The sequence below is a fragment of the Tenacibaculum sp. 190524A02b genome (genome assembly GCF_964036645.1).
Taxonomy (GTDB): Bacteria; Bacteroidota; Bacteroidia; order Flavobacteriales; family Flavobacteriaceae; genus Polaribacter; species Polaribacter vairaonense.
Map to the genome: position 1 here is coordinate 2954179 of NZ_OZ038525.1, position 23322 is coordinate 2977500.

Sequence of the window (23322 nt, forward strand, 5' to 3'; positions counted from 1 at the left end):
AGAATGAAAAAACAAACCAACAATACAGACATCAGCAGAAAAGAAGCCTTAAAAAAACTAGGAAACTACGGTAAATATACTGCCTTAACTGCTTTAGGAACTTACCTAGTATTAAACCCTAAAAAAGCGCAGGCACAAAGTCCTGAAAGTCCAGGAGAAGGTTTTTAAGTTTATCATACATTATAAATAGAAATTAGCCACAAAGTTATTTATTAACTTGGCTATCAACCTGTGATTAAATAGTTGTTAAAAGTACTTATCAAGAAATTGATAGGTACTTTTTCTCTTTACACCATCAATAACCATCAATAAATAAATCTTTTAGCTATTGTTATATCATTAAAATTTCACCCGAAACGGGTGACTGGTGAATTACTTTCAAAAATACTTTTGCCCTGTTATAATTTTATAAAAACCTACACATGAAAAAAATTACTTTATGGCTATTTTTTATAGCTATTGCTTCCGTAGCGCAAAACACTTATGTTCCAGATGATAATTTTGAACAATATTTAATAGATGAAGGATATGACGCTGGTCCTTTAGACAACTATGTTACTACTGCTAAAATAGCGAACATAACAACACTTGAATTATATGGTAAAGGAATCACAGATTTAACAGGTATTGAAGATTTTACAAGTTTAGCTATTTTACGTATTAGTGATTCTAACGCTTATATAAATGTACTAGATATTAGCAAAAACACGGGACTAGAATACTTAAGAATTAGTTATAGTAATCTTAACGCTATTGATCTAAGCAAGAGCACTCAATTAATAGATATTTCATTTTCTTATTGTCCTAATTTAAAAACTATTGATATTGGCAACAATACCCAACTAACAAAATTCTATGCCTATAGAATGTCTATAAAAACTATAGATACTAGTAACAATAGTAACTTAAATGAATTAAATCTCATTTATACTCCTATTGAGAATTTAGATATAAGTACAAATAACAATTTAAAAAAACTTAATCTATTTGATACTGAAGTTAGTGATTTAAGTCTTAGTAATAATGCTAACCTTACTGAGTTAGACCTAACTTATACTCCACTTACTACTATTGATATTTCTAAAAATGTTAACTTAACAAAACTAGGTGTTTCTGGTTGTAATATAAATACCATTGACATTTCTAAAAACATACTGCTAAAAGATTTAGATTTAGATGAAAATAATTTAACTACTATTGATATTTCTAAAAATATTGCTTTAGAAAAACTAAGCGCTACTGAAAACAAATTAACAGCTATTGATGTTTCTAAAAACTTAAATTTAGAACACATACAATTGGAAAAAAACCAAATTACAGCTATTGATATTTCTAAAAATAGTCAATTAAAAAAACTAAGATTATTTCTTAATAAACTAACTAGTTTTGATGCTACTAATAATCCTAACCTAGAAGAAATATTTTTAAGAAGTAATCAATTAACTTCCGTAAACATTAAAAACGGAAATAACACGAATTTAAAAACTGGGGAGTATGACTTGAATTTTGATAGTAACCCTAATTTAACTTGTATTCAAGTAGATGATGAAACCTATAGTAATGCAAACTGGTCAGAAAGAAAAGATGAATCAACCGTTTTTAGTGAAGATTGTAATGCTTTAATAGCTTACACGCAAATTCCAGACACTAATTTTGAACAGGCTTTAATTGATGCGGGTTATGATTCTGGTAGCATTGATGGAAAAGTGCCTACAGATAATATTAAAGCAGTTACCTCTTTACTTTTATATAATAAAAATATTGAAAACTTAACAGGTATTGAAGATTTTGAGGCATTACAAGTTTTATCTATAGCCGAAAACAAACTAATTAATATCGATTTATCTAAAAACATAGCATTAAAAAGTTTAACAAGCTTTAATAATCAAATAACTAATATTGATTTATCTAAAAACATTAATTTAGAATCTATAGTCCTAACCAACAACCTATTAACCACTATAGACCTTTCTAAAAACACCAACTTGACAAGTTTATACTTATCTAAAAATAAGTTAACTAACTTAGATGTATCTAACAATAATAAACTAAAAGAAATATATTGTAGTGAAAATTTATTAACTAGTTTAAATCTTACCAATACTACTTTATTAGAGTTACTAGTGTTAGATAAAAACCAATTAACTACTGTTAATGTTAGTAATAACACTTTACTAAAAAGTATTAATCTTGGATATAACCAGTTAACCAATATAGATGTTTCTAACAATACTAAGTTAACTTCATTAAATATATCCAACAATCAATTAACTACTCTTGATGTTAGTAAAAATACAGTTTTGAATAGTATCTTTTTATCTAATAATAAATTAACAAGTGCTAACTTAAAAAATACAAACAACAACAATATTGCAAATATTTGGATTACTGGCAACCCTGATTTAACCTGTATTGAAGTAGATGACAAAGCGTATAGTGATGCAAATTGGACTAGTAAAAAAGATACTACTGCTGAGTTTAGAGAAAGTTGTGCTTCTATTGCTTATACGCAAATTCCAGACGCCAATTTTGAACAGGCTTTAATTGATGCGGGTTATGATTCTGGTGCTATTGATGGAAAAGTACCTACAGATAATATTAATACCATTACTAAACTAGATGTTAGTAAGAAAGAAATTAAAGATTTAACAGGTATTGAAGATTTTATCGAATTAACAGACCTTAAAGCCCCAGACAATCAAATAGTTAACTTAGATATTACTAACAATCTAAAACTTACAAGTCTTTTAGTATTTCGTAATGCTTTAACCAGTTTAGATGTTTCTAAAAACACAAAACTTACTCAATTAAGCATTAGTTCTAATCAAGTTAAAAACTTTGATGTTTCTAACAATACTTTGTTAACACTTTTATATGTAAATGATAATGAGCTAAGAAACTTATATGTTTCTAAAAATACATTATTAGAAGTATTAAACTTTAGTAGTAATATGATTGAAAATATAGACATTAGTCAAAATGCTAAACTAAAGACTCTTTATGCTAATAGTAATTTACTAACTAACTTAGAACTAAGCAAAAACATAGAAATTAAAGAGTTACATCTTGCCAATAATAAATTAACCCACCTAGATGCATCCAATAATAACAAGCTAGCCCAATTTTATGTAAATAGTAATCAACTTAGCTCTTTAAACATTAAAAATGGGAACAATAAAAATTTACTTTTTGAAACCAATTGGTATATAAGCTTTGAAAACAACCCTGATTTAACTTGTATTCAAGTAGATGATGCCACTATTAGTAATACGAGTTGGGAAAACTTTAAAGATGCTACCGCTACCTATAGTGAAAACTGTGCCACAGCTTCTGTAAATGAATTTGATACCATTAATTTTAGTATATATCCTAATCCTGTAAAGGGTAACTTAACTATTAATACTACGGAAACACTTAAAAAAGTAATTATATACAACTTACAAGGAAGTAAAGTATTAGTAGCAAACCATAAAAAAATTAATGTAAATGAATTATCTAAAGGAATTTATCTTATTAAAGCAGTAACTCAAACAAACAAAATAGTTACTAAAAAGTTTGTGAAACAGTAGCCTAATATAGTTTTATAAGTACTTAATTTTATAGTTTTAAGTTTGGTTAGCACCTGAAAACACTGTTTTTCAGGTGTTTTTTTATGTCAAAATGAAAAATCACCCGAAACGGGTGAGAGACGTATTCTTCTCAAAAATACATTTGCACTGTTATAATTAAATACAACCTATTACATGAAACAAATTACATTTTTGCTGTGCATGTTATTAATACCCATCACAGCTTCTTGGGCACAATGGACGGATCTTGATCCCAATAATTTACCAACCTCTAATACTAGAGATCTATCTTTTTCTCTAGATAACAATAACGTTCCTTATATAGCCTATATAGATGGTAACAATACTAATAAGCTTGAATTAAAAAAATACAATGGTTCTGTTTGGGAGAGCATTACAATACCTAATCTAACATCTGTTGGACTTCCTTTTATAAAGTTTGATTCAAACAACACACTTTATTTAGCCTATACAACTCAATTTAGTAGAATAGTTGTTTTAAAACAAAATGGTAATACTTGGGATACCATAGGTAGTAAATTTGATTTAGAATCTGGGCCGTATTTTAAATACTCATTAAATTTTGACAATAGTAATAGTCCTTATGTAGCTTATTCAGATGATAATGATAATGGGTATCTAGTTGTCAAAAAATTTAATGGTACAGCATGGGGACAAGTTGGTACCACTCTATTTTCTGAAAGAAGTCATAAAACTAGTAAATTAATTTTCGACAACAATATTCCATATATAGCCTATGTTATAGATAGTAAACCTTACGTTAAAAAATATAATGGTACAACTTGGGAATTAATCGGAGATACATCGGCTTACAATAGAGTAAGCCAAATTGATTTACAAGTAAGTAATAATACTCCTTTTTTAGCTTTTTCTTATTTTGGATCTTCAATATTTTATTTATTAGAGTACAACACCAATTCATGGATCGATAAATCATTTAGTATAGGTACTTATCATCTTAACCTTCCTAAAATTAATATTCAAGATCAAACACCATATATTTTTGGTTTTACACTAGATATTAATCACAATTTTAGAAGTAGTATTGCTCAAAAACATAATGGAACATCTTGGGAAAGTTTTGCTGATGGTCTTGGTTCTATTCAAACTTTAAATCAGTATTATGATACGACAATTAGTAACAATGGTGAAAGTACCTACATAGCTTTTATAGATACTTCTTTTAGATTAGTTGTAAAAAAACATAGTTCAAGCACTACCATAAACTCTTTTACAGGAAATACCAATAACAATTGGACAGAGGCTAGTAATTGGAGTTTAAATCATTTACCTACAACTGAAGAAGACATTGAAATACCTAGTGGTAAAACCGTGCTTTTAGATAATATACGTGCCACAATAAACAATTTAACGTTAGAAGGTACTTTAATTATTGGGTTAAATGGACTTAGCCAATTAACTACTAATGATATAAACTATCAAAATGGGGCTATTACTATGTACAACCAAGGTTCTATTATAGCTAATGGAACTATAACTGGTTTTGCTAGCATTCGAGCTTTTTATAGTAAATATAATGGACAAAATTTAGATGCTACAAAATGGTACTTGGCTTCTTTACCTATTCAAGGACCAACTGTAAAAAATGTTATGGATTTCTCAACATTAGATACTACAACTAGTACTAAAGGTAATGTTGGTTTTGCCACTTATAACAACAATGCTACAGGAAGTTCAGGTTGGTCTTATTATAAAACTACTTCTAACGATTTGTTTTATAATACAAAAGGATATGCTATTAAAGTTTCAGAAGAAAGTAGTGTTAACTATTTTTCTAGTAGCAGACATGTTGGTGATTTAGCTCCTAATATTAACTGTGCTGTAAACGCTGGTAGTAAAAATAATTGGAATTTATTAGGTAACCCATACTATGCTAGTATTCCTGTTAATAGCAATACAGGTGCTACAACTACATTTTTATCTAAATTTTCAGATCAATTAGATCCTTCTTATGCTGCGGTATATTTCTGGAATCCAGTAACAGCATCTTATGAGGTAGTAAACAATGCTTCTCCTGCCAAATATATTAAACCTATGGAAGGATATTTTGTAATGATTAAAAATACAACGAATAACCTTCCTTTTGATAAAACCTTGTTAGCACATGAACCTATGGCTCCCAATAGAGCTTATAATGAAGACATTAACATTACTCTTACATTAGAAGAAGGTAAACTTCAAAAGCAAACCTTTATTAAATACTTAAACAATGCTACTAACGGTTTAGATGTTGGTTATGACGCAGGACTATTTAATGGAGACACTTCAAAAACAGCCATTTACACTAAGTTAGTTTCTGAAGACAAAGGAACTCCTTTTGCCTTACAATGTTTAGCTAAAGAAGCAGCTAGTAACAGTAACATTCCTCTAGGCATCAAAACAGAAGAAGGTAAAGAACTTACTATTAAAGCTCATAGTAACAACCTCCCTAAAGGTGTTAGAATTTTGTTAGAAGATAAAGAAACGAATACAATTACTGATATAACAGATGCTAATAGCTCTTATAAAGTAACCTTAACTACAAAAGAAAGTAAAAACCGTTTTTATTTACACACAACTGCTAAATCCTTAAGTACTGAAGAAATAGCTTTAGACAAAATAAACATTGTAAAACTTGATGCAAACACCTTACAATTAAAAGGGTTAAAGGAAAATGCTACGGTAAATATTTACAATGTACAAGGTAAGCTTATTAGCAATGAAAAAACTACGGTTAGTAATACAAAAGTTCATATACCATCTGTAGCTACAGGAGTTTATTTAGTAACTATAAAAACAGCTACCCAACAAACTACTCAAAAAATAATACTTTAAAAAATGAAAAAACAAACCAATAATACAGATATAAGCAGAAAAGAGGCCTTAAAAAAGATAGGAAATTATGGAAAGTACACCGCTTTAACAGCTTTAGGTACTTACCTATTATTAAATCCTAAAAAGGCACAAGCACAAAGTCCTGAAAGTCCAGGAGAAGGTTTTTAGTTATATTTATTGAGAAGGGGAGTAAATATAACACACCATAAATCTCGAGCGAAAGTTCGAGATTTTTTTTATTAATTCTAATAAGTTCCCTTCATAGTATTTTCATTTTATCAGATATTTTTATTCTTTTTTCTGTCTATAATACTAATTAAGCTTTAAAATGTGGCATATAAACGTTTAATTGGTATAATAAAAAACCATTATAGCATATTTACTATAATGGTTTAAAATCTAGCATAAATTGCTATTAACTTCGTTTAAGAATATTTTACATTGTCCATTTTTCTATTCATTTAAAAATCAGTTTATATCTATCATTTTATGGACATTTAAAACTTTAAATATACTTTATAACAGTAGGTACATTTAACTTTTATGGTCATCGGTAAAATTATTCTTTCAACTCTTGACCTTTTTATTCTTTTTTTAAGTGTATTATTATGACAACTTTTACAAGTATTATTAAAAGTAAAACTAACCATACTTATGCTTTATTCGAACCCTTCACCCGGTGTTTCTGGGCTTTGCGCTTGTGCTTTTTTAGGGCTCAATATTAAATAGGTACTTAACGCAGTTAACGTAGCATATTTGCCATAGTTTCCTAGTTTTTTTAGAGCTTCTTTTCTAGTTATTGCGTCATCTACATGTTCATCAACTTTTTTCATTTTAATCTGCTTTATTTATTAACAAAAATTTTCTTACTCTTTGTACCTTCAACTGTTACCACATGAACAATATACATTCCTGTTTCTAATGAAGGAATAGAAATTATACGCTTTCTTTTCCCTGTATAGGTTTTATTATATACAGTAGCTCCAAGTGTATTATATAATGTAAAATCAAATTCGTTTGCCGATATACCTTCAACTGTTATTGTTGTATTTGAATTATATATATTAATTTCTTTAGCCGTTAAATCTAAGTTGTTAAATTCATTTGATTTTGCATGTAAATAAAATCTACCGGTATCATTAACACTTTCTTTAAAAGTCACTTTAAATGTATTTTGACTATCTAACTTTGTAAAAGAATTTGTTTTCTTATCTTCCATATACACTTCTACTCCTTTTGGTATATTTGATGATGCTATTGAAAAGATAACCTCAGAGTCTGCTACTGCTTTAACACCAACAGGAATTACTAAATTTTTATATTCTGAATTAGGTAATGATTGTACTGTGAAATTGGTATTAGAAGAACCATTTGCTAAGCGTGTAAAGATATCAAACGAAGCTCCATCAAAATTTCCAGCATCATAACCTGGATCTAATCCTAATGAGGAATTATCTCTAAAGTTAATAGTAGTTTGTACAGTTCTATTATTTGTAGTGGCAGATAATATAATATTTTCTTCATTCGTACTTCTTGAAAATACACCTCCAAGCAAAGCTTGAGTATTCCTTCTAATTTCTGCAAATATTACAGAAGTTCTTCCTGCTCTCATTTTCACGAAGAAACCTTGTCCAGGCACAATAGATTTTGTTGCTGTAGATCGTAAATTTGCTACATATTTTTTCTGGTTATTATCCCATGTATAAAACCCAACATATGCAGGATCTAAATCATTTAAATTATCAGTAATAAAGTTAGCCGAATTATTATTACCAGGTATGAGTGCTGTATAAGGGTTACCAATAGCATTCCATTGAGAAGCTACTAAAGATTTCCTTACATTCTCTGTTTCTAAAGTTCCAGTAAATGTTACTGTTCCATTAGTTTTTCTAGAAATAATATATCCTCTTCCTTTTTCAAAAGTGATATGATTTGTAGCTAAATCATCAGTTGTGTAGTATACCCATTTTGTTCCAGCTGGCTTACTATCATCATAATATGCTACTGCATAACGGTTTGGAGTTACTGTAGTATTAATACGAATATCATTGGCTGGGTTTTCAACAAATTCTTTAATACTTTGACCTATTACAGGAGCCGATATCATACTCCATTCGTTTGCTATCAATCGATCACGTTCATAAGTTACCATACCATTAGCTGTACCCTTAACAATAAAAACACCATTACCAGAATTTCCAGATTTAACAACGACTGTTCCACTACTATCAAAATCACCATTAATAATTGCACTTCCTCCTGCATTTACAGTTAACCCAGCTAAACTTTCAATAGCTAAATCATTCATGTTTCTTGTAAAGCCACTTTCTATTACTGGCAAGTTAGTTGCATTGGGAATTACGATATCTTTTGTGTTTGAAGGTACTATATTATTTTCCCAGTTTGCATTCTCAGTCCATGAAGTATTTGTATCTCCATCCCATAAAATATCATTATCTGGTGTAACTGTAATTGTAAACGTTTTTTCTTCAGAAGTGTCTACACCTCCAGCACCTGTTCCTCCACTATCAATAAGAGTTACCGTAATCGTAGCTACTCCATTTATATTAGTTGCAGGAGTATACGTTAAATTACCTGTATCTTCATCTATATCTGGTTGAATACTAAACAATTCATTATTGTTATTTAAAACTCTAAAATTTACTCTTTGAATTTTGTCAGGGTTACCATCGTCCATATTCTTAGCAAATCCATTCACTACTTGTGCTCCTGTGTCTTCTGTAATAGTTAAATTTGGATTTGTTGGTAAATCAAAGGTTGGTGCCCTATTTATAAGAGATACATTAATATTAAATGTTTGTGCTGCTGAAGTATCTACACCTCCATTTGAGGTTCCTCCATCATCTTGTAACGTAATTGTTAAAACAGCTTTTCCATAAGCCCCAGATGCTGTAGTGTAACTTAATTTTCCTGTTGTTGCATCTATAGTGGGTTGTACTGTAAATAAAGAGTTATTATCATTTGATACATTAAACGTTAAGTTTTGTACCGCTTCTTCATCTCCATCATTTATATCCTTTACAATACTTGCTACCCTTGGTCTATTTTCTAAGTTATTATCAGATACATAAGGAATATTAAAGCTTGGAGCATCGTTAACAGAAGTAATACTAAATGTAGTAGACGCTGTATTAGAATCAAAAATTCCATTATTAGTTACAAATGAAATATTAGCGACATTTGTACCACTTAAATTTGAAGTAGGAGTAAACGTTGCTACATCTAATGCTGAGTTAATAGCTGTTAAAGTTCCTTGAGCTGTAAAACTTGCTGATCCATTACCATCTCCTCCAAAAGTAATTCCTGTACTACCTAATGTTAAAGTACCTCCAGTTACTGTAAATGTAACCGTTTGATCATTCCCATTTATATCCTTAACTTCAATATCATCTCCGAGATCTACACTTACAGTATCTTCTATTAAAGAAGGAACACTAGGAGCTATTGAAATAGGAACATCATTTGAAAATTCAAAAACATTTGCAGTTCTGTTCTCAGCACTAAATACTATTCTATCTCCAGTTCCATTCATTTGGACAGCGTCTGTTGAAGCACTCAACGTAGTACCAACTTGTTCCCATTCATTGCTAATATTTTTCTGAAAAACTTTTATAGGTGTATTAGGAAGAAACCTAGAACTAAAAACTATTTTAGTTCCATTATTATTTATAGATACAGACCTTCCTATTCTTTCTTCATTTACTTCCCCTTCAATACTACTTCCAACTTGAACCCAATTATTAGCAGCATTTAATTCGAATATTTTTACTTGACCATTATTACTTAAACCATTGCTCCCTGACGCTTGATTGCCTAAAATTAGCGTATCTCCGTCATCACTAATAGCTAAAGAACCTGCTTTTTCTGCAATTGTATTTCCTAATTTTACCCATTGATTACTTGCATTTAACTCATATACCAATACTTGGTTACCAAATGGTATGCTCACGGCAATTCTGTTACCTAAACCATTCATACTCATTTTTCTTCCTAACTGTTGACGTATTCCTCCAACAATGTCTGTACCAAGTTGCTCCCATTGATTACTTGCATTTAATTGGAATACACGTACCAATCCAGAATCTTCTCCATTACTATCACTAAATGGTGCACTTATAGCAATTCTTGTTCCATCATTACTTATAGAAAAATCACTTGCAAATCTATCTTCAGCAGCATCACCATTAAGATCTCCTCCAAGCTGCACCCATTGATTACTTGCGTTTAATTCAAAAATTTTAGCTTGACCAGCATTTTCATTTCCTCCTCCATTTGTAAATTGAGATCCTACAATAAAACGATTTCCTATAGCATTCATCATTGGATTAGGTCCTATTAAATCCGGTTCATTTACATTACTTCCAAGTTGTACCCATTGTTCACTTGAGTTTAATTCATAAACCAATATTGTTGTTCCATTTCGGAAAACAACTCTATCTCCATTATTGTTTACAGCTATCCTTCCTGATGCTGAGCTACCAATATCCCCTCCTAATTGTCTAAAATTTTGTCCATAAATTATTACCCCCCGTAATAGTATGGAAATTAATACGAATACATGTAGTTTTAATTTCATTCCTAGTTATAATTTTATGTATAATTTGGCGAATATATTTCTATACATAAGTATAAATAACTAGTCTTTGTGTAGCATATCCTTTTTCTTGTGAAATGATATATTTTCTTTGTAAAAGTTTTCTTTTTTTACCCGAATAGAGCTTTAACTCTCTCTGAAAAAGCTTTAAAGTTAGTTTTAGCTAGTGGAATTATAGTATCATCTTTCATAGTTAAGTATCCTCCATTTATTTTAACAAACTCTTTTACATATTTTATATTCACTAAGTAAGATCTATGAGATTTAAAAAAGAAGTCGTTATCTTCTAGTTGTTCTACAAAAAACTTCAGTGTTTTTGAAATTACTTTTGTATTACCGTCTTTTACATAAATATTCGTGTAGGAACCATCAGCTTCTAAATATTGAATCTCATCATAGGAAAGAAAAACAAAGCCATTAGGTATCTCTATAAATAAAGTGTTTAATGTGAGTTTTTTTAACTTCTCTAACTTATTCTTTATTTCTTTCTCTTCTTTTCTTTGTTTACATTTTTCCACAGCTGCAATAAGGTGGTTTATGTTAACTGGTTTTAAAATATAATCTATAGCAGAAAGTTTCAAAGCTTCTAAAGCATATTGATTGTATGCTGTAACAAAAACTATATTGAAGTTTACTTTTTTGTTCTCAAAAAAATCTAATATCTGTAATCCAGAATAATTAGGCATTTCTATATCTAAAAAAACAATATCAGGAGTATTTTGATGAATTATTTTCACCCCTTCTTTTAAGTCTGTAGTAGTATGTATTTCCTCTATTTCTGAAAACGTTTCTTTTAAAATTGTTGCTAATAATAATAGTGCATTTTTTTCATCGTCAATTAATACTACTTTCATTCTTTTGTGGGATTTTTATAATTACTTTAGTCCCTATAGGATTATTTTCATTACTAAACTTATCTATAATTTCAATCCTAACCTTTTCTTTTTTATTCTTATTTAATAAATCTATTCGGTTATGATTCGCATTTAAAGCATAAGATTTGTGGTATTTGCTTTTTATTTTTTTCAATTTCATAGCAGCTTCTCTACCTATTCCATTATCTTCTATTATACACTCTAACTGATCTTTAGTTTTATTATTATATTTAAAAGTTATTATTAGCTCTTTAGACTCTTTTTTTTGTACTAACCCATGTAAAATAGCATTTTCAATATAAGGCTGTATAAATAATGATGGTAAATATACGTCTTCAGTACTTTTTTCAACCTCTGAATTTACTTCATAAGTAAAACTTTCTCCTATTCTTACTTGTTCAAGCTTCAAATACAATTTAATTGCTTTTATTTCTTCCGAAAGTGCCGTAAACTCTTTCCTACTAAAATCGAGATACATTCTAATTAAATCAGAAAATTCTGCTAAATATATACTTGCTTCTTTTTTCTTATTGGTAATGATATAACCTTGTATAGAATTTAATGTATTAAAAATAAAATGAGGATTCATTTGTGATCTCAAATTCTCCAATTTATAAGAAATCAAATCCCTATTTAACTTTTCTTTTTCATACAAAATGCTTTGACCTTTTCTTATTCTCCATATTATGAAATATAAAATTAAAACAACTATTGAAACTAGTAGCGATATAAACCACCATGTAAGCCAATATGGTTTTTCTATAGTAATATTTATGCTTTGCGATTCTCCATACTTTCCATTTTTACTATTAACTGTTCTTATTTGAAAAACATACTTTCCATTTGGGATATATGAATATTTCACATTGGTTTCAATAGAAGTTTTCCACTTTTTATCTAACCCTTTCAATCTATATTCAAAAACATCTTCATTAATATTATACCCAATTGTATTATAATGAATCTCAAGCTGATTTTGACTATATGGAATTTTATATTTACGTTTTATTGGTAATTCTTTATCTCTCGAGTAAATTTTATTTATAAAAACCCGCTGCTTTCCTACTTTAGTGTCTAACAGTTTTTTATCAATAGTTATTACTTCTTTATTACTCAAAACATATAATTTGTCTTTATATACCTTAAAATCAATTATTTTTTTTGTCTGAAGTTCCTTTTTGTAATTAAATTTAAAAACTTTTTCATTTTCCCTATCGTGATAACTAATATAATCATCATCTAAACTCCATAAATTGAATTTATCAGCGATTACCTTGTAAAATCTATTTGATTTTAAATTTTCTTCTTTTGAAACTTGATTCAGGTTTGTATCAATTTTAAGTAAACCTTGGTTAATTGTCCCTATCCAAATTGTTCCATCGGATGTTTCTGTACAAAAATTTGCTTGTATATTCTCTCCATTATATATTATTTCTTCTTTTAAAAAGCCTTCTCTAAGCCTATACAATTTGTTTGATAATGCAGTATAAACATCTCCTTTAGAAGACAAAAAATTAAACCATGATCTTCCTTCATATAATGTAGTATCTATATACTGATTAAAAAAAGACGACTCTAAATCTATTTTTTTTATACTAAAAGATTGTGAGTTTGAAATAAATAAAGTGCTATCAATTTCACGATAACTTACATCTTTATTAGCAATAATATACGAGACTTTTTTAAATTCATTTTTATCTAAATTCCAAATTAAACCTCCATTTGTTCCATAGACATAAACATGCTTATCATTAATCCTTTTTGCCCATTTAATTTCAGTAACTCTATTTGTTATAGAATTACTAAAACTTTTGTTATTCAATATGTTTTTCTCAAAAAATTCCCCATTGCTATTCAGGTAAATTACTTTATCTCCATGAAAAAAGAAAGAGTTGACATTATTTAGGTTTTTATTCAATTTTTCCTTTCTAATTTTTAAACTAGGAATAACATATAAACCATTTTTTAAGGTAGCAACCACAATATTTCCTTTGTAATCTTTTATTACTTGTGTAGTAAAAAAACCTTTAAACAATACTTCCTTAAGCACAAATAAATCATCTTTATACTTGTAAATGTAAAGCCCTTCGTTAGTACAAAAGAAAAATAAATCATCTATTTTCTTTATACTATTTATATGTTTATCTTGAAGTTTTATAGGCAACAAATTATTTTTGGAAACTCCTTTATTAGCATAGAATTTATATAATACAGCCTCATATTTATCCTTATGAATTTCTGGAGATTTAGTTTCTGATTGAAAACAGTATAATTCCTCCTCAATTTCAAATAACCTATTATAATGTTTTTCCTTAGTATTTATCTCGTAACCTTTTATTCTATTTGTTATATGATTAATTTTATATAGAGAATCAATAATTATATAACTATCATTTTTATAATTTTTTATGCATGAACTTTCCAATTCTAATCCTATTTCGTCTTTTTCAAAAACTATTTCTTTTGTTTTTAAATCAAAAAAAACTGCCTTTCCCTTATTAATAACACTTAGTATATCATTTGAAATGGCAAAATCAGGTAAAAAAGTAGCACCCTTAAATATATTTTTTAAATCTAAAGCTAATTTTAATTCATTATTCTCTACATAAAAAAATTGAGCATAGAGGTTATTACACCAAACTTTACCCTTTTCATCTTTTCTGAAATTAAAAACGGATAATCCTAATTGATTAGAATTTCTGATTTTCTCATAAGATTTACCATTGTAGTAAAAAAGGCCTATATCAGTAGCCAACCATAAGTACCCTAAATCATCCTCTATAAGGTCGTAAATTTCAACATAAGGAAACTCCCCCTCTTCAGATAAATTAACATAAACAGGATGCTGCGAAAAACAAATATTTGTAAAAAATATTGTGAAGAATGCTATTAAAAACTTAATATGTAAAATAATTTTAAATATAAAACAAAGTTATAAATTAACTTCATCCAATTAAGCGCATTTTTTTGAAGTGTCCTAATAAATAAATTGAATTGTTTTTTAAAATGATAAATAAGTTAAAAAATAATTTATACCCTGCATTTTTAATTCGTACTAACAAACACCATTACTCATATATCAATAAAAAGGCAAAATACATCTAGTACCAAATGATACAAAAACAGTAAGTACAATTACTATTAAGTTAATTATAGATACAAAAACGTAAAACTCATTTACATAAACAGTAAGTTCAATTACAATTAAGTTAACTATGAATACAAAAATGTATAACTCATTTACATAAACAGTAAATACTATTACAATTAAGTTAAAAAAGTATACAAAAAAGTGAAATTCATTTACAAAAACAGTAAATACCATTACAATTAAGCAAAGATTCCTTACTAAAATGATAACAAAACAAGCAGCAGATTGATCAGTAACCACCAAATAGTATAAAACTATAATTTCTAACCATTAAAACGGCTCTGAAAGCTTTTTAAAGAGATACAAACAAATCTCTAAGGTAATTCTATAATAAGACACTATATTCTTCCTTTAAAAACTACTAAACAAAACACATATTCTTATTATGATTTTAAGTAGCTTTAACAATATTTGTGAGAGTTTATTAAACTTGTAGTAAGAATATAATAAACTTTAGTGTATAAAAAAAGCTCTTAGTTTTTCAACTAAGAGCTTTTTAAAAAGAAAGGCAACGACCTACTCTCCCACCATTGGCAGTACCATCGGCGCTAATGGGCTTAACTTCTCTGTTCGGAATGGTAAGAGGTGAGCCCCATTGCAATAATCACCTTAAATCGTTTCAGTTTATTTCAACTGTATAAGTTAACATATGGTAAAATGATTGATTCGTTTTATAGAATTAGATATTGTTTAGTAAAGAGTTTGCTTCCCCTCACAAGGAGGGGAAGTACGTACATAAGCCTATGGGTTATTAGTACTACTCGGCTACATACATTACTGCACTTACACCTATAGCCTATCAACGTGGTGATCTTCCACGACCCTTTAAAGAAATCTCATCTTGTGGTGGGTTTCGCGCTTATATGCTTTCAGCGCTTATCCCTTCCCGACGTAGCTACTCTGCAGTGCCCCTGGCGAGACAACAGATACACTAGAGGTCAGTCCAACTCGGTCCTCTCGTACTAAAGTCAGATCCACTCAAATTTCTAACGCCCACAGCAGATAGAGACCGAACTGTCTCACGACGTTCTGAACCCAGCTCGCGTGCCACTTTAATGGGCGAACAGCCCAACCCTTGGGGACCTTCTCCAGCCCCAGGATGTGACGAGCCGACATCGAGGTGCCAAACCCCCCCGTCGATGTGAGCTCTTGGGGGAGATCAGCCTGTTATCCCCGGAGTACCTTTTATCCTTTGAGCGATGGCCCTTCCATGCGGAACCACCGGATCACTATGCTCTACTTTCGTACCTGATCGACCTGTATGTCTCTCAGTCAAGCTCCCTTATGCCATTGCACTCTACGCACGGTTACCAAGCGTGCTGAGGGAACCTTTAGAAGCCTCCGTTACTCTTTTGGAGGCGACCACCCCAGTCAAACTACCCACCACGCACTGTTCTCATCGCTGAGTTAGGCTCTAGATAAGCAAAGGGTGGTATTTCAAGGATGACTCCACAACGCCTAGCGACGCCGCTTCAATGTCTCCCACCTATCCTACACATTACTTATCCAAAGTCAATACGAAGCTATAGTAAAGGTTCACGGGGTCTTTTCGTCCCGCTGCGGGTAATCGGCATCTTCACCGATACTACAATTTCACCGAGCTCATGGCTGAGACAGTATCCAGATCGTTGCACCATTCGTGCAGGTCGGAACTTACCCGACAAGGAATTTCGCTACCTTAGGACCGTTATAGTTACGGCCGCCGTTTACTGGGGCTTCATTTGAGATCTTCGCCGAAGCTAAACCCTCCACTTAACCTTCCAGCACCGGGCAGGTGTCAGGCCTTATACATCATCTTTCAATTTAGCAAAGCCCTGTGTTTTTGATAAACAGTCGCCTGGATCTTTTCACTGCGGCCAGCATTACTGCTGGCGACCTTTCTCCCGAAGTTACAGGTCTATTTTGCCTAGTTCCTTAGCCATGAATCTCTCGAGCACCTTAGAATTCTCATCCCAACTACCTGTGTCGGTTTACGGTACGGGTTCTTATAATCTGAAGCTTAGAGGTTTTTCTTGGAAGCCCTTAGCCGCACTATCCACGCGTCCGAAGAGTTGTGGTACTATCACAGTTCAGCTAGGTCTGCGGATTTGCCTACAGTCCTAATACCTACATGTTTCAACGAGCTATTCCGTCAGCTCGCGGCGGGTTCATTACTCCGTCACCCCATCGCAATTATAAGAAGTACAGGAATATTAACCTGTTGTCCATCGACTACTCCCTTCGGATTCGCCTTAGGTCCCGACTAACCCTCAGCTGATTAGCATCGCTGAGGAAACCTTAGTCTTTCGGTGAGGGGGTTTCTCGCCCCCTTTATCGTTACTTATGCCTACATTTTCTTTTCTATCCGCTCCAGCAAACCTCACAGTTCACCTTCAGCGCAAATAGAATGCTCCCCTACCACTTTTAAAGTCCATAGCTTCGGTAATATGTTTATGCCCGATTATTATCCATGCAAAACCGCTCGACTAGTGAGCTGTTACGCACTCTTTAAATGAATGGCTGCTTCCAAGCCAACATCCTAGCTGTCTAAGCAGTTTCACCTCGTTTTTTCAACTTAACATATATTTGGGGGACCTTAGCTGATGGTCTGGGTTCTTTCCCTCTCGGACATGGACCTTAGCACCCATGCCCTCACTGCTGAAAAACATTTTATAGCATTCGGAGTTTGTCAGGAATTGGTAGGCGGTGAAGCCCCCGCATCCAATCAGTAGCTCTACCTCTATAAAACTTTTATTCAACGCTGCACCTAAATGCATTTCGGGGAGTACGAGCTATTTCCGAGTTTGATTGGCCTTTCACCCCTACCCACAGGTCATCCAAAGACTTTTCAACGTCAACTGGTTCGGTCCTCCACTGTGTGTTACCACAGCTTCAACCTGCCCATGGGTAGATCACTCGGTTTCGCGTCTACTACTACTAACTATATGCGCCCTATTCAGACTCGCTTTCGCTTCGGCTCCGAACCTTAAATTCTTAACCTTGCTAGCAACAGTAACTCGTAGGCTCATTATGCAAAAGGCACGCCGTCACATTGTTCAATGCTTCGACCGCTTGTAGGCGTACGGTTTCAGGTTCTCTTTCACTCCCTTTCTTAGGGTTCTTTTCACCTTTCCCTCACGGTACTAGTTCACTATCGGTCTTTCAGGAGTATTTAGCCTTACCGGATGGTCCCGGCAGATTCATACAGGATTACACGTGTCCCGCACTACTCAGGGTACTGCTATATCCTCTTCGCTTACCTATACGAGACTATCACTCTCTTTGGTGTGTCTTTCCAAACACTTCTAGTTAACTTAGATTCTAATGTCGCAGCCCTACAACCCCAATATTGCCGTAACAATATTGGTTTGGGCTAATCCGCGTTCGCTCGCCACTACTAACGGAATCACTATTGTTTTCTCTTCCTATGGTTACTTAGATGTTTCAGTTCACCACGTTTGCCCCCTTGCGGGTACTATATCTTCAATATAGTGGGTTGCCCCATTCGGAAATTTACGGATCAATATGTATGTGCCACTCCCCGTAACTTATCGCAGCTTATCACGTCCTTCTTCGCCTCTGAAAGCCTAGGCATCCGCCATACGCCCTTATTTAGCTTATTGTACTTTTTGCTATAGCATATTAAATACTATAACGAGCTCTTTATAATTCTTTATATTTTTATAAAAATATTTCGTTAGATACTATCTAACGCTCTATCTTGATTCTTTACGATATCATTTTACCAATATGTCAATGAACTTGTTTAATGTATCAATGTCTTAATTCATCAATGTTTCAATTCTATAATTGTTACACTTACTAATTTGATTAATTGTTACATTTATCTGTGGAGAATATCGGAGTCGAACCGATGACCTCTTGCGTGCAAGGCAAGCGCTCTAGCCAGCTGAGCTAATCCCCCATTGTTTCTAGTTATGAGGTTTTAGTGTTGAGTTATGAGTTTATCAAAATGCTCAACATAACCCGCTTCTAGAATTTCCTTTTGAAACTAAGCTCTTTTTTATTTTTACTATAGTAGTCTTGGGCAGGCTCGAACTGCCGACCTCTACATTATCAGTGTAGCGCTCTAACCAGCTGAGCTACAAGACTGTTTTTTCAGTAATGAGCTATTAGTTCTGAGTATTGAGTTTTCCCCCTCAATACTAACACCTAAATACTCTATACTAATCTTAGATCTTAGTCTCTTGTTTTAAAATTAACAGCTAAAGAGTAAAATATACCTTCTTTGTAACTTCACATCTTTTCTCTAGAAAGGAGGTGTTCCAGCCGCACCTTCCGGTACGGCTACCTTGTTACGACTTAGCCCTAGTTACCAGTTTTACCCTAGGCAGCTCCTTGCGGTAACCGACTTCAGGCACCCCCAGCTTCCATGGCTTGACGGGCGGTGTGTACAAGGCCGGGAACGTATTCACCGGATCATGGCTGATATCCGATTACTAGCGATTCCAGCTTCACGGAGTCGAGTTGCAGACTCCGATCCGAACTGTGATATGGTTTATAGATTCGCTCCATTTCGCAATGTGGCTGCTCATTGTCCATACCATTGTAGCACGTGTGTAGCCCAGGACGTAAGGGCCGTGATGATTTGACGTCATCCCCACCTTCCTCACGGTTTGCACCGGCAGTCTCGCTAGAGTCCTCAGCTTTACCTGCTAGCAACTAACGATAGGGGTTGCGCTCGTTATAGGACTTAACCTGACACCTCACGGCACGAGCTGACGACAACCATGCAGCACCTTGTAAAGTGTCCGAAGAAAAAGCTATCTCTAGCCCTGTCACTCTACATTTAAGCCCTGGTAAGGTTCCTCGCGTATCATCGAATTAAACCACATGCTCCACCGCTTGTGCGGGCCCCCGTCAATTCCTTTGAGTTTCAATCTTGCGATCGTACTCCCCAGGTGGGACACTTATCACTTTCGCTTAGTCACTGAAATAAATCCCAACAACTAGTGTCCATCGTTTACGGCGTGGACTACCAGGGTATCTAATCCTGTTCGCTCCCCACGCTTTCGTCCATGAGCGTCAGTATATACGTAGTAGACTGCCTTCGCAATCGGTATTCTGTGTAATATCTATGCATTTCACCGCTACACTACACATTCTATCTACTTCCGTATAACTCAAGTCAACCAGTATCAAAGGCAGTTCTACAGTTAAGCTGTAGGATTTCACCTCTGACTTAATTGACCGCCTGCGACCCTTTAAACCCAATGATTCCGGATAACGCTTGCACCCTCCGTATTACCGCGGCTGCTGGCACGGAGTTAGCCGGTGCTTATTCTTATGGTACCGTCAAGGTTCTACACGTAGAACGGTTTCTTCCCATATAAAAGCAGTTTACAACCCATAGGGCAGTCTTCCTGCACGCGGCATGGCTGGTTCAGAGTTGCCTCCATTGACCAATATTCCTCACTGCTGCCTCCCGTAGGAGTCTGGTCCGTGTCTCAGTACCAGTGTGGGGGATAATCCTCTCAGACCCCCTACCTATCGTTGCCATGGTAAGCCGTTACCTTACCATCTAGCTAATAGGACGCATAGTCATCTTGTACCGATAAATCTTTAATTAATCAATCATGCAACTAATCAACATTATGGAGTATTAATCTTCATTTCTAAAGGCTATCCTCCTGTACAAGGCAGATTCTATACGCGTTACGCACCCGTTCGCCGGTCGTCAGCAAGTAGCAAGCTACCTCTGTTACCCCTCGACTTGCATGTGTTAAGCCTGCCGCTAGCGTTCATCCTGAGCCAGGATCAAACTCTTCATTGTATAATCTTTAATATTATCCAATGTAAAAGTTTCAAAAGAATTTTTTAGAATTATTTAATCGCTTAAATAATCTGTGGTAATTCTACTCTTAAATTACGCTGTCAATTTCAATATTTTCAATGAACTTTGTTAATCTTAATATTTGACATCTTTCAATCAAAACTTCAATTAACTCCTTGTAGAAACACTAGAATCGAACTAGTTGATTTTTTTTTAAAATCTTTCCAAAATTTCTTAGATCGTGTCGCCTCCAAAAGCGGATGCAAAACTAATAACTTTTTTTAACTCCAACAAAACTTTTTTGAAGTTTTTTCTAAACATATTTTTATGAACGTTGAGACATGCTCTCATTTTAATAAAAAACCTCACTACAAAGTAATGAGGTTAATTTAAAAAGAAAGGCAACGACCTACTCTCCCACCATTGGCAGTACCATCGGCGCTAATGGGCTTAACTTCTCTGTTCGGAATGGTAAGAGGTGAGCCCCATTGCAATAATCACCTTAAATCGTTTCAGTTTATTTCAACTGTATAAGTTAACATATGGTAAAATGATTGATTCGTTTTATAGAATTAGATATTGTTTAGTAAAGAGTTTGCTTCCCCTCACAAGGAGGGGAAGTACGTACATAAGCCTATGGGTTATTAGTACTACTCGGCTACATACATTACTGCACTTACACCTATAGCCTATCAACGTGGTGATCTTCCACGACCCTTTAAAGAAATCTCATCTTGTGGTGGGTTTCGCGCTTATATGCTTTCAGCGCTTATCCCTTCCCGACGTAGCTACTCTGCAGTGCCCCTGGCGAGACAACAGATACACTAGAGGTCAGTCCAACTCGGTCCTCTCGTACTAAAGTCAGATCCACTCAAATTTCTAACGCCCACAGCAGATAGAGACCGAACTGTCTCACGACGTTCTGAACCCAGCTCGCGTGCCACTTTAATGGGCGAACAGCCCAACCCTTGGGACCTTCTCCAGCCCCAGGATGTGACGAGCCGACATCGAGGTGCCAAACCCCCCCGTCGATGTGAGCTCTTGGGGGAGATCAGCCTGTTATCCCCGGAGTACCTTTTATCCTTTGAGCGATGGCCCTTCCATGCGGAACCACCGGATCACTATGCTCTACTTTCGTACCTGATCGACCTGTATGTCTCTCAGTCAAGCTCCCTTATGCCATTGCACTCTACGCACGGTTACCAAGCGTGCTGAGGGAACCTTTAGAAGCCTCCGTTACTCTTTTGGAGGCGACCACCCCAGTCAAACTACCCACCACGCACTGTTCTCATCGCTGAGTTAGGCTCTAGATAAGCAAAGGGTGGTATTTCAAGGATGACTCCACAACGCCTAGCGACGCCGCTTCAATGTCTCCCACCTATCCTACACATTACTTATCCAAAGTCAATACGAAGCTATAGTAAAGGTTCACGGGGTCTTTTCGTCCCGCTGCGGGTAATCGGCATCTTCACCGATACTACAATTTCACCGAGCTCATGGCTGAGACAGTATCCAGATCGTTGCACCATTCGTGCAGGTCGGAACTTACCCGACAAGGAATTTCGCTACCTTAGGACCGTTATAGTTACGGCCGCCGTTTACTGGGGCTTCATTTGAGATCTTCGCCGAAGCTAAACCCTCCACTTAACCTTCCAGCACCGGGCAGGTGTCAGGCCTTATACATCATCTTTCAATTTAGCAAAGCCCTGTGTTTTTGATAAACAGTCGCCTGGATCTTTTCACTGCGGCCAGCATTACTGCTGGCGACCTTTCTCCCGAAGTTACAGGTCTATTTTGCCTAGTTCCTTAGCCATGAATCTCTCGAGCACCTTAGAATTCTCATCCCAACTACCTGTGTCGGTTTACGGTACGGGTTCTTATAATCTGAAGCTTAGAGGTTTTTCTTGGAAGCCCTTAGCCGCACTATCCACGCGTCCGAAGAGTTGTGGTACTATCACAGTTCAGCTAGGTCTGCGGATTTGCCTACAGTCCTAATACCTACATGTTTCAACGAGCTATTCCGTCAGCTCGCGGCGGGTTCATTACTCCGTCACCCCATCGCAATTATAAGAAGTACAGGAATATTAACCTGTTGTCCATCGACTACTCCCTTCGGATTCGCCTTAGGTCCCGACTAACCCTCAGCTGATTAGCATCGCTGAGGAAACCTTAGTCTTTCGGTGAGGGGGTTTCTCGCCCCCTTTATCGTTACTTATGCCTACATTTTCTTTTCTATCCGCTCCAGCAAACCTCACAGTTCACCTTCAGCGCAAATAGAATGCTCCCCTACCACTTTTAAAGTCCATAGCTTCGGTAATATGTTTATGCCCGATTATTATCCATGCAAAACCGCTCGACTAGTGAGCTGTTACGCACTCTTTAAATGAATGGCTGCTTCCAAGCCAACATCCTAGCTGTCTAAGCAGTTTCACCTCGTTTTTTCAACTTAACATATATTTGGGGACCTTAGCTGATGGTCTGGG

8 protein-coding genes, 2 tRNA genes and 5 rRNA genes (1 of these 15 only partly in view) are annotated in these 23322 nt (G+C 34.0%); 4 read left to right on the top strand and 11 right to left on the bottom strand.

All coding sequences use genetic code 11. From position 1 onward, the window contains the following. Positions 1-3: 3 nt before the first annotated feature. The 4 genes from ABNT65_RS12105 to ABNT65_RS12120 all read left to right on the top strand — a co-directional run bounded on the left by ABNT65_RS12105 (position 4) and on the right by ABNT65_RS12120 (position 6593). The gene (locus ABNT65_RS12105; RefSeq protein WP_348703001.1) at positions 4-168 is read left to right on the top strand and encodes a hypothetical protein; all 165 of its coding nucleotides are present in this window, start codon (positions 4-6) and stop codon (positions 166-168) included. A gap of 254 nt (positions 169-422) precedes the next feature. Then, entirely contained in the window at positions 423-3569 is a 3147-nt protein-coding gene (locus tag ABNT65_RS12110; RefSeq protein WP_348745942.1) for a leucine-rich repeat domain-containing protein, read from the top strand. A gap of 174 nt (positions 3570-3743) precedes the next feature. Continuing rightward, entirely contained in the window at positions 3744-6425 is a 2682-nt protein-coding gene (locus ABNT65_RS12115; RefSeq protein WP_348745943.1) for a T9SS type A sorting domain-containing protein, read from the top strand. Between the two features lie 3 nt (positions 6426-6428). After that, positions 6429-6593 (top strand): hypothetical protein, encoded by a 165-nt coding sequence (locus tag ABNT65_RS12120; protein WP_348703005.1) that lies wholly within the window; start codon positions 6429-6431, stop codon positions 6591-6593. 491 nt (positions 6594-7084) lie between these two features. On the opposite strand, the gene ABNT65_RS12125 is transcribed toward ABNT65_RS12120, so the two are convergent. The 11 genes from ABNT65_RS12125 to ABNT65_RS12175 form a co-directional block, all read right to left on the bottom strand. Then, the gene (locus ABNT65_RS12125) at positions 7085-7258 is read right to left on the bottom strand and encodes a hypothetical protein (protein WP_348703006.1); all 174 of its coding nucleotides are present in this window, start codon (positions 7256-7258) and stop codon (positions 7085-7087) included. Positions 7259-7269: 11 nt separating this feature from the next. Beyond that, the gene (locus ABNT65_RS12130; RefSeq protein ID WP_348745944.1) at positions 7270-11022 is read right to left on the bottom strand and encodes a T9SS type A sorting domain-containing protein; all 3753 of its coding nucleotides are present in this window, start codon (positions 11020-11022) and stop codon (positions 7270-7272) included. 128 nt (positions 11023-11150) lie between these two features. Next, entirely contained in the window at positions 11151-11894 is a 744-nt protein-coding gene (locus ABNT65_RS12135) for a LytTR family DNA-binding domain-containing protein (RefSeq protein WP_348703008.1), read from the bottom strand. Further along, the gene (locus ABNT65_RS12140; RefSeq protein ID WP_348745945.1) at positions 11875-14670 is read right to left on the bottom strand and encodes a histidine kinase; all 2796 of its coding nucleotides are present in this window, start codon (positions 14668-14670) and stop codon (positions 11875-11877) included. The genes ABNT65_RS12135 and ABNT65_RS12140 overlap by 20 nt, the downstream gene beginning before the upstream one ends. Before the next feature lie 899 nt (positions 14671-15569). Continuing rightward, a 5S ribosomal RNA gene (gene rrf, locus ABNT65_RS12145) occupies positions 15570-15678 on the bottom strand. Positions 15679-15797: 119 nt separating this feature from the next. Continuing rightward, positions 15798-18668 (bottom strand): 23S ribosomal RNA (locus ABNT65_RS12150). A 228-nt stretch (positions 18669-18896) separates the two neighbouring features. Next, positions 18897-18970 (bottom strand) — tRNA-Ala (locus ABNT65_RS12155). 114 nt (positions 18971-19084) lie between these two features. Then, positions 19085-19158: transfer RNA gene (locus ABNT65_RS12160), tRNA-Ile, on the bottom strand. A 161-nt stretch (positions 19159-19319) separates the two neighbouring features. Beyond that, positions 19320-20839 (bottom strand): 16S ribosomal RNA (locus ABNT65_RS12165). A gap of 396 nt (positions 20840-21235) precedes the next feature. Beyond that, positions 21236-21344: ribosomal RNA gene (rrf, locus tag ABNT65_RS12170) — 5S ribosomal RNA — on the bottom strand. 119 nt (positions 21345-21463) lie between these two features. Continuing rightward, positions 21464-23322, bottom strand: a 23S ribosomal RNA gene (locus tag ABNT65_RS12175) (it continues 1010 nt past the right edge of the window). The 16S, 23S and 5S rRNA genes sit together here with 2 tRNA genes alongside, the layout of an rRNA operon.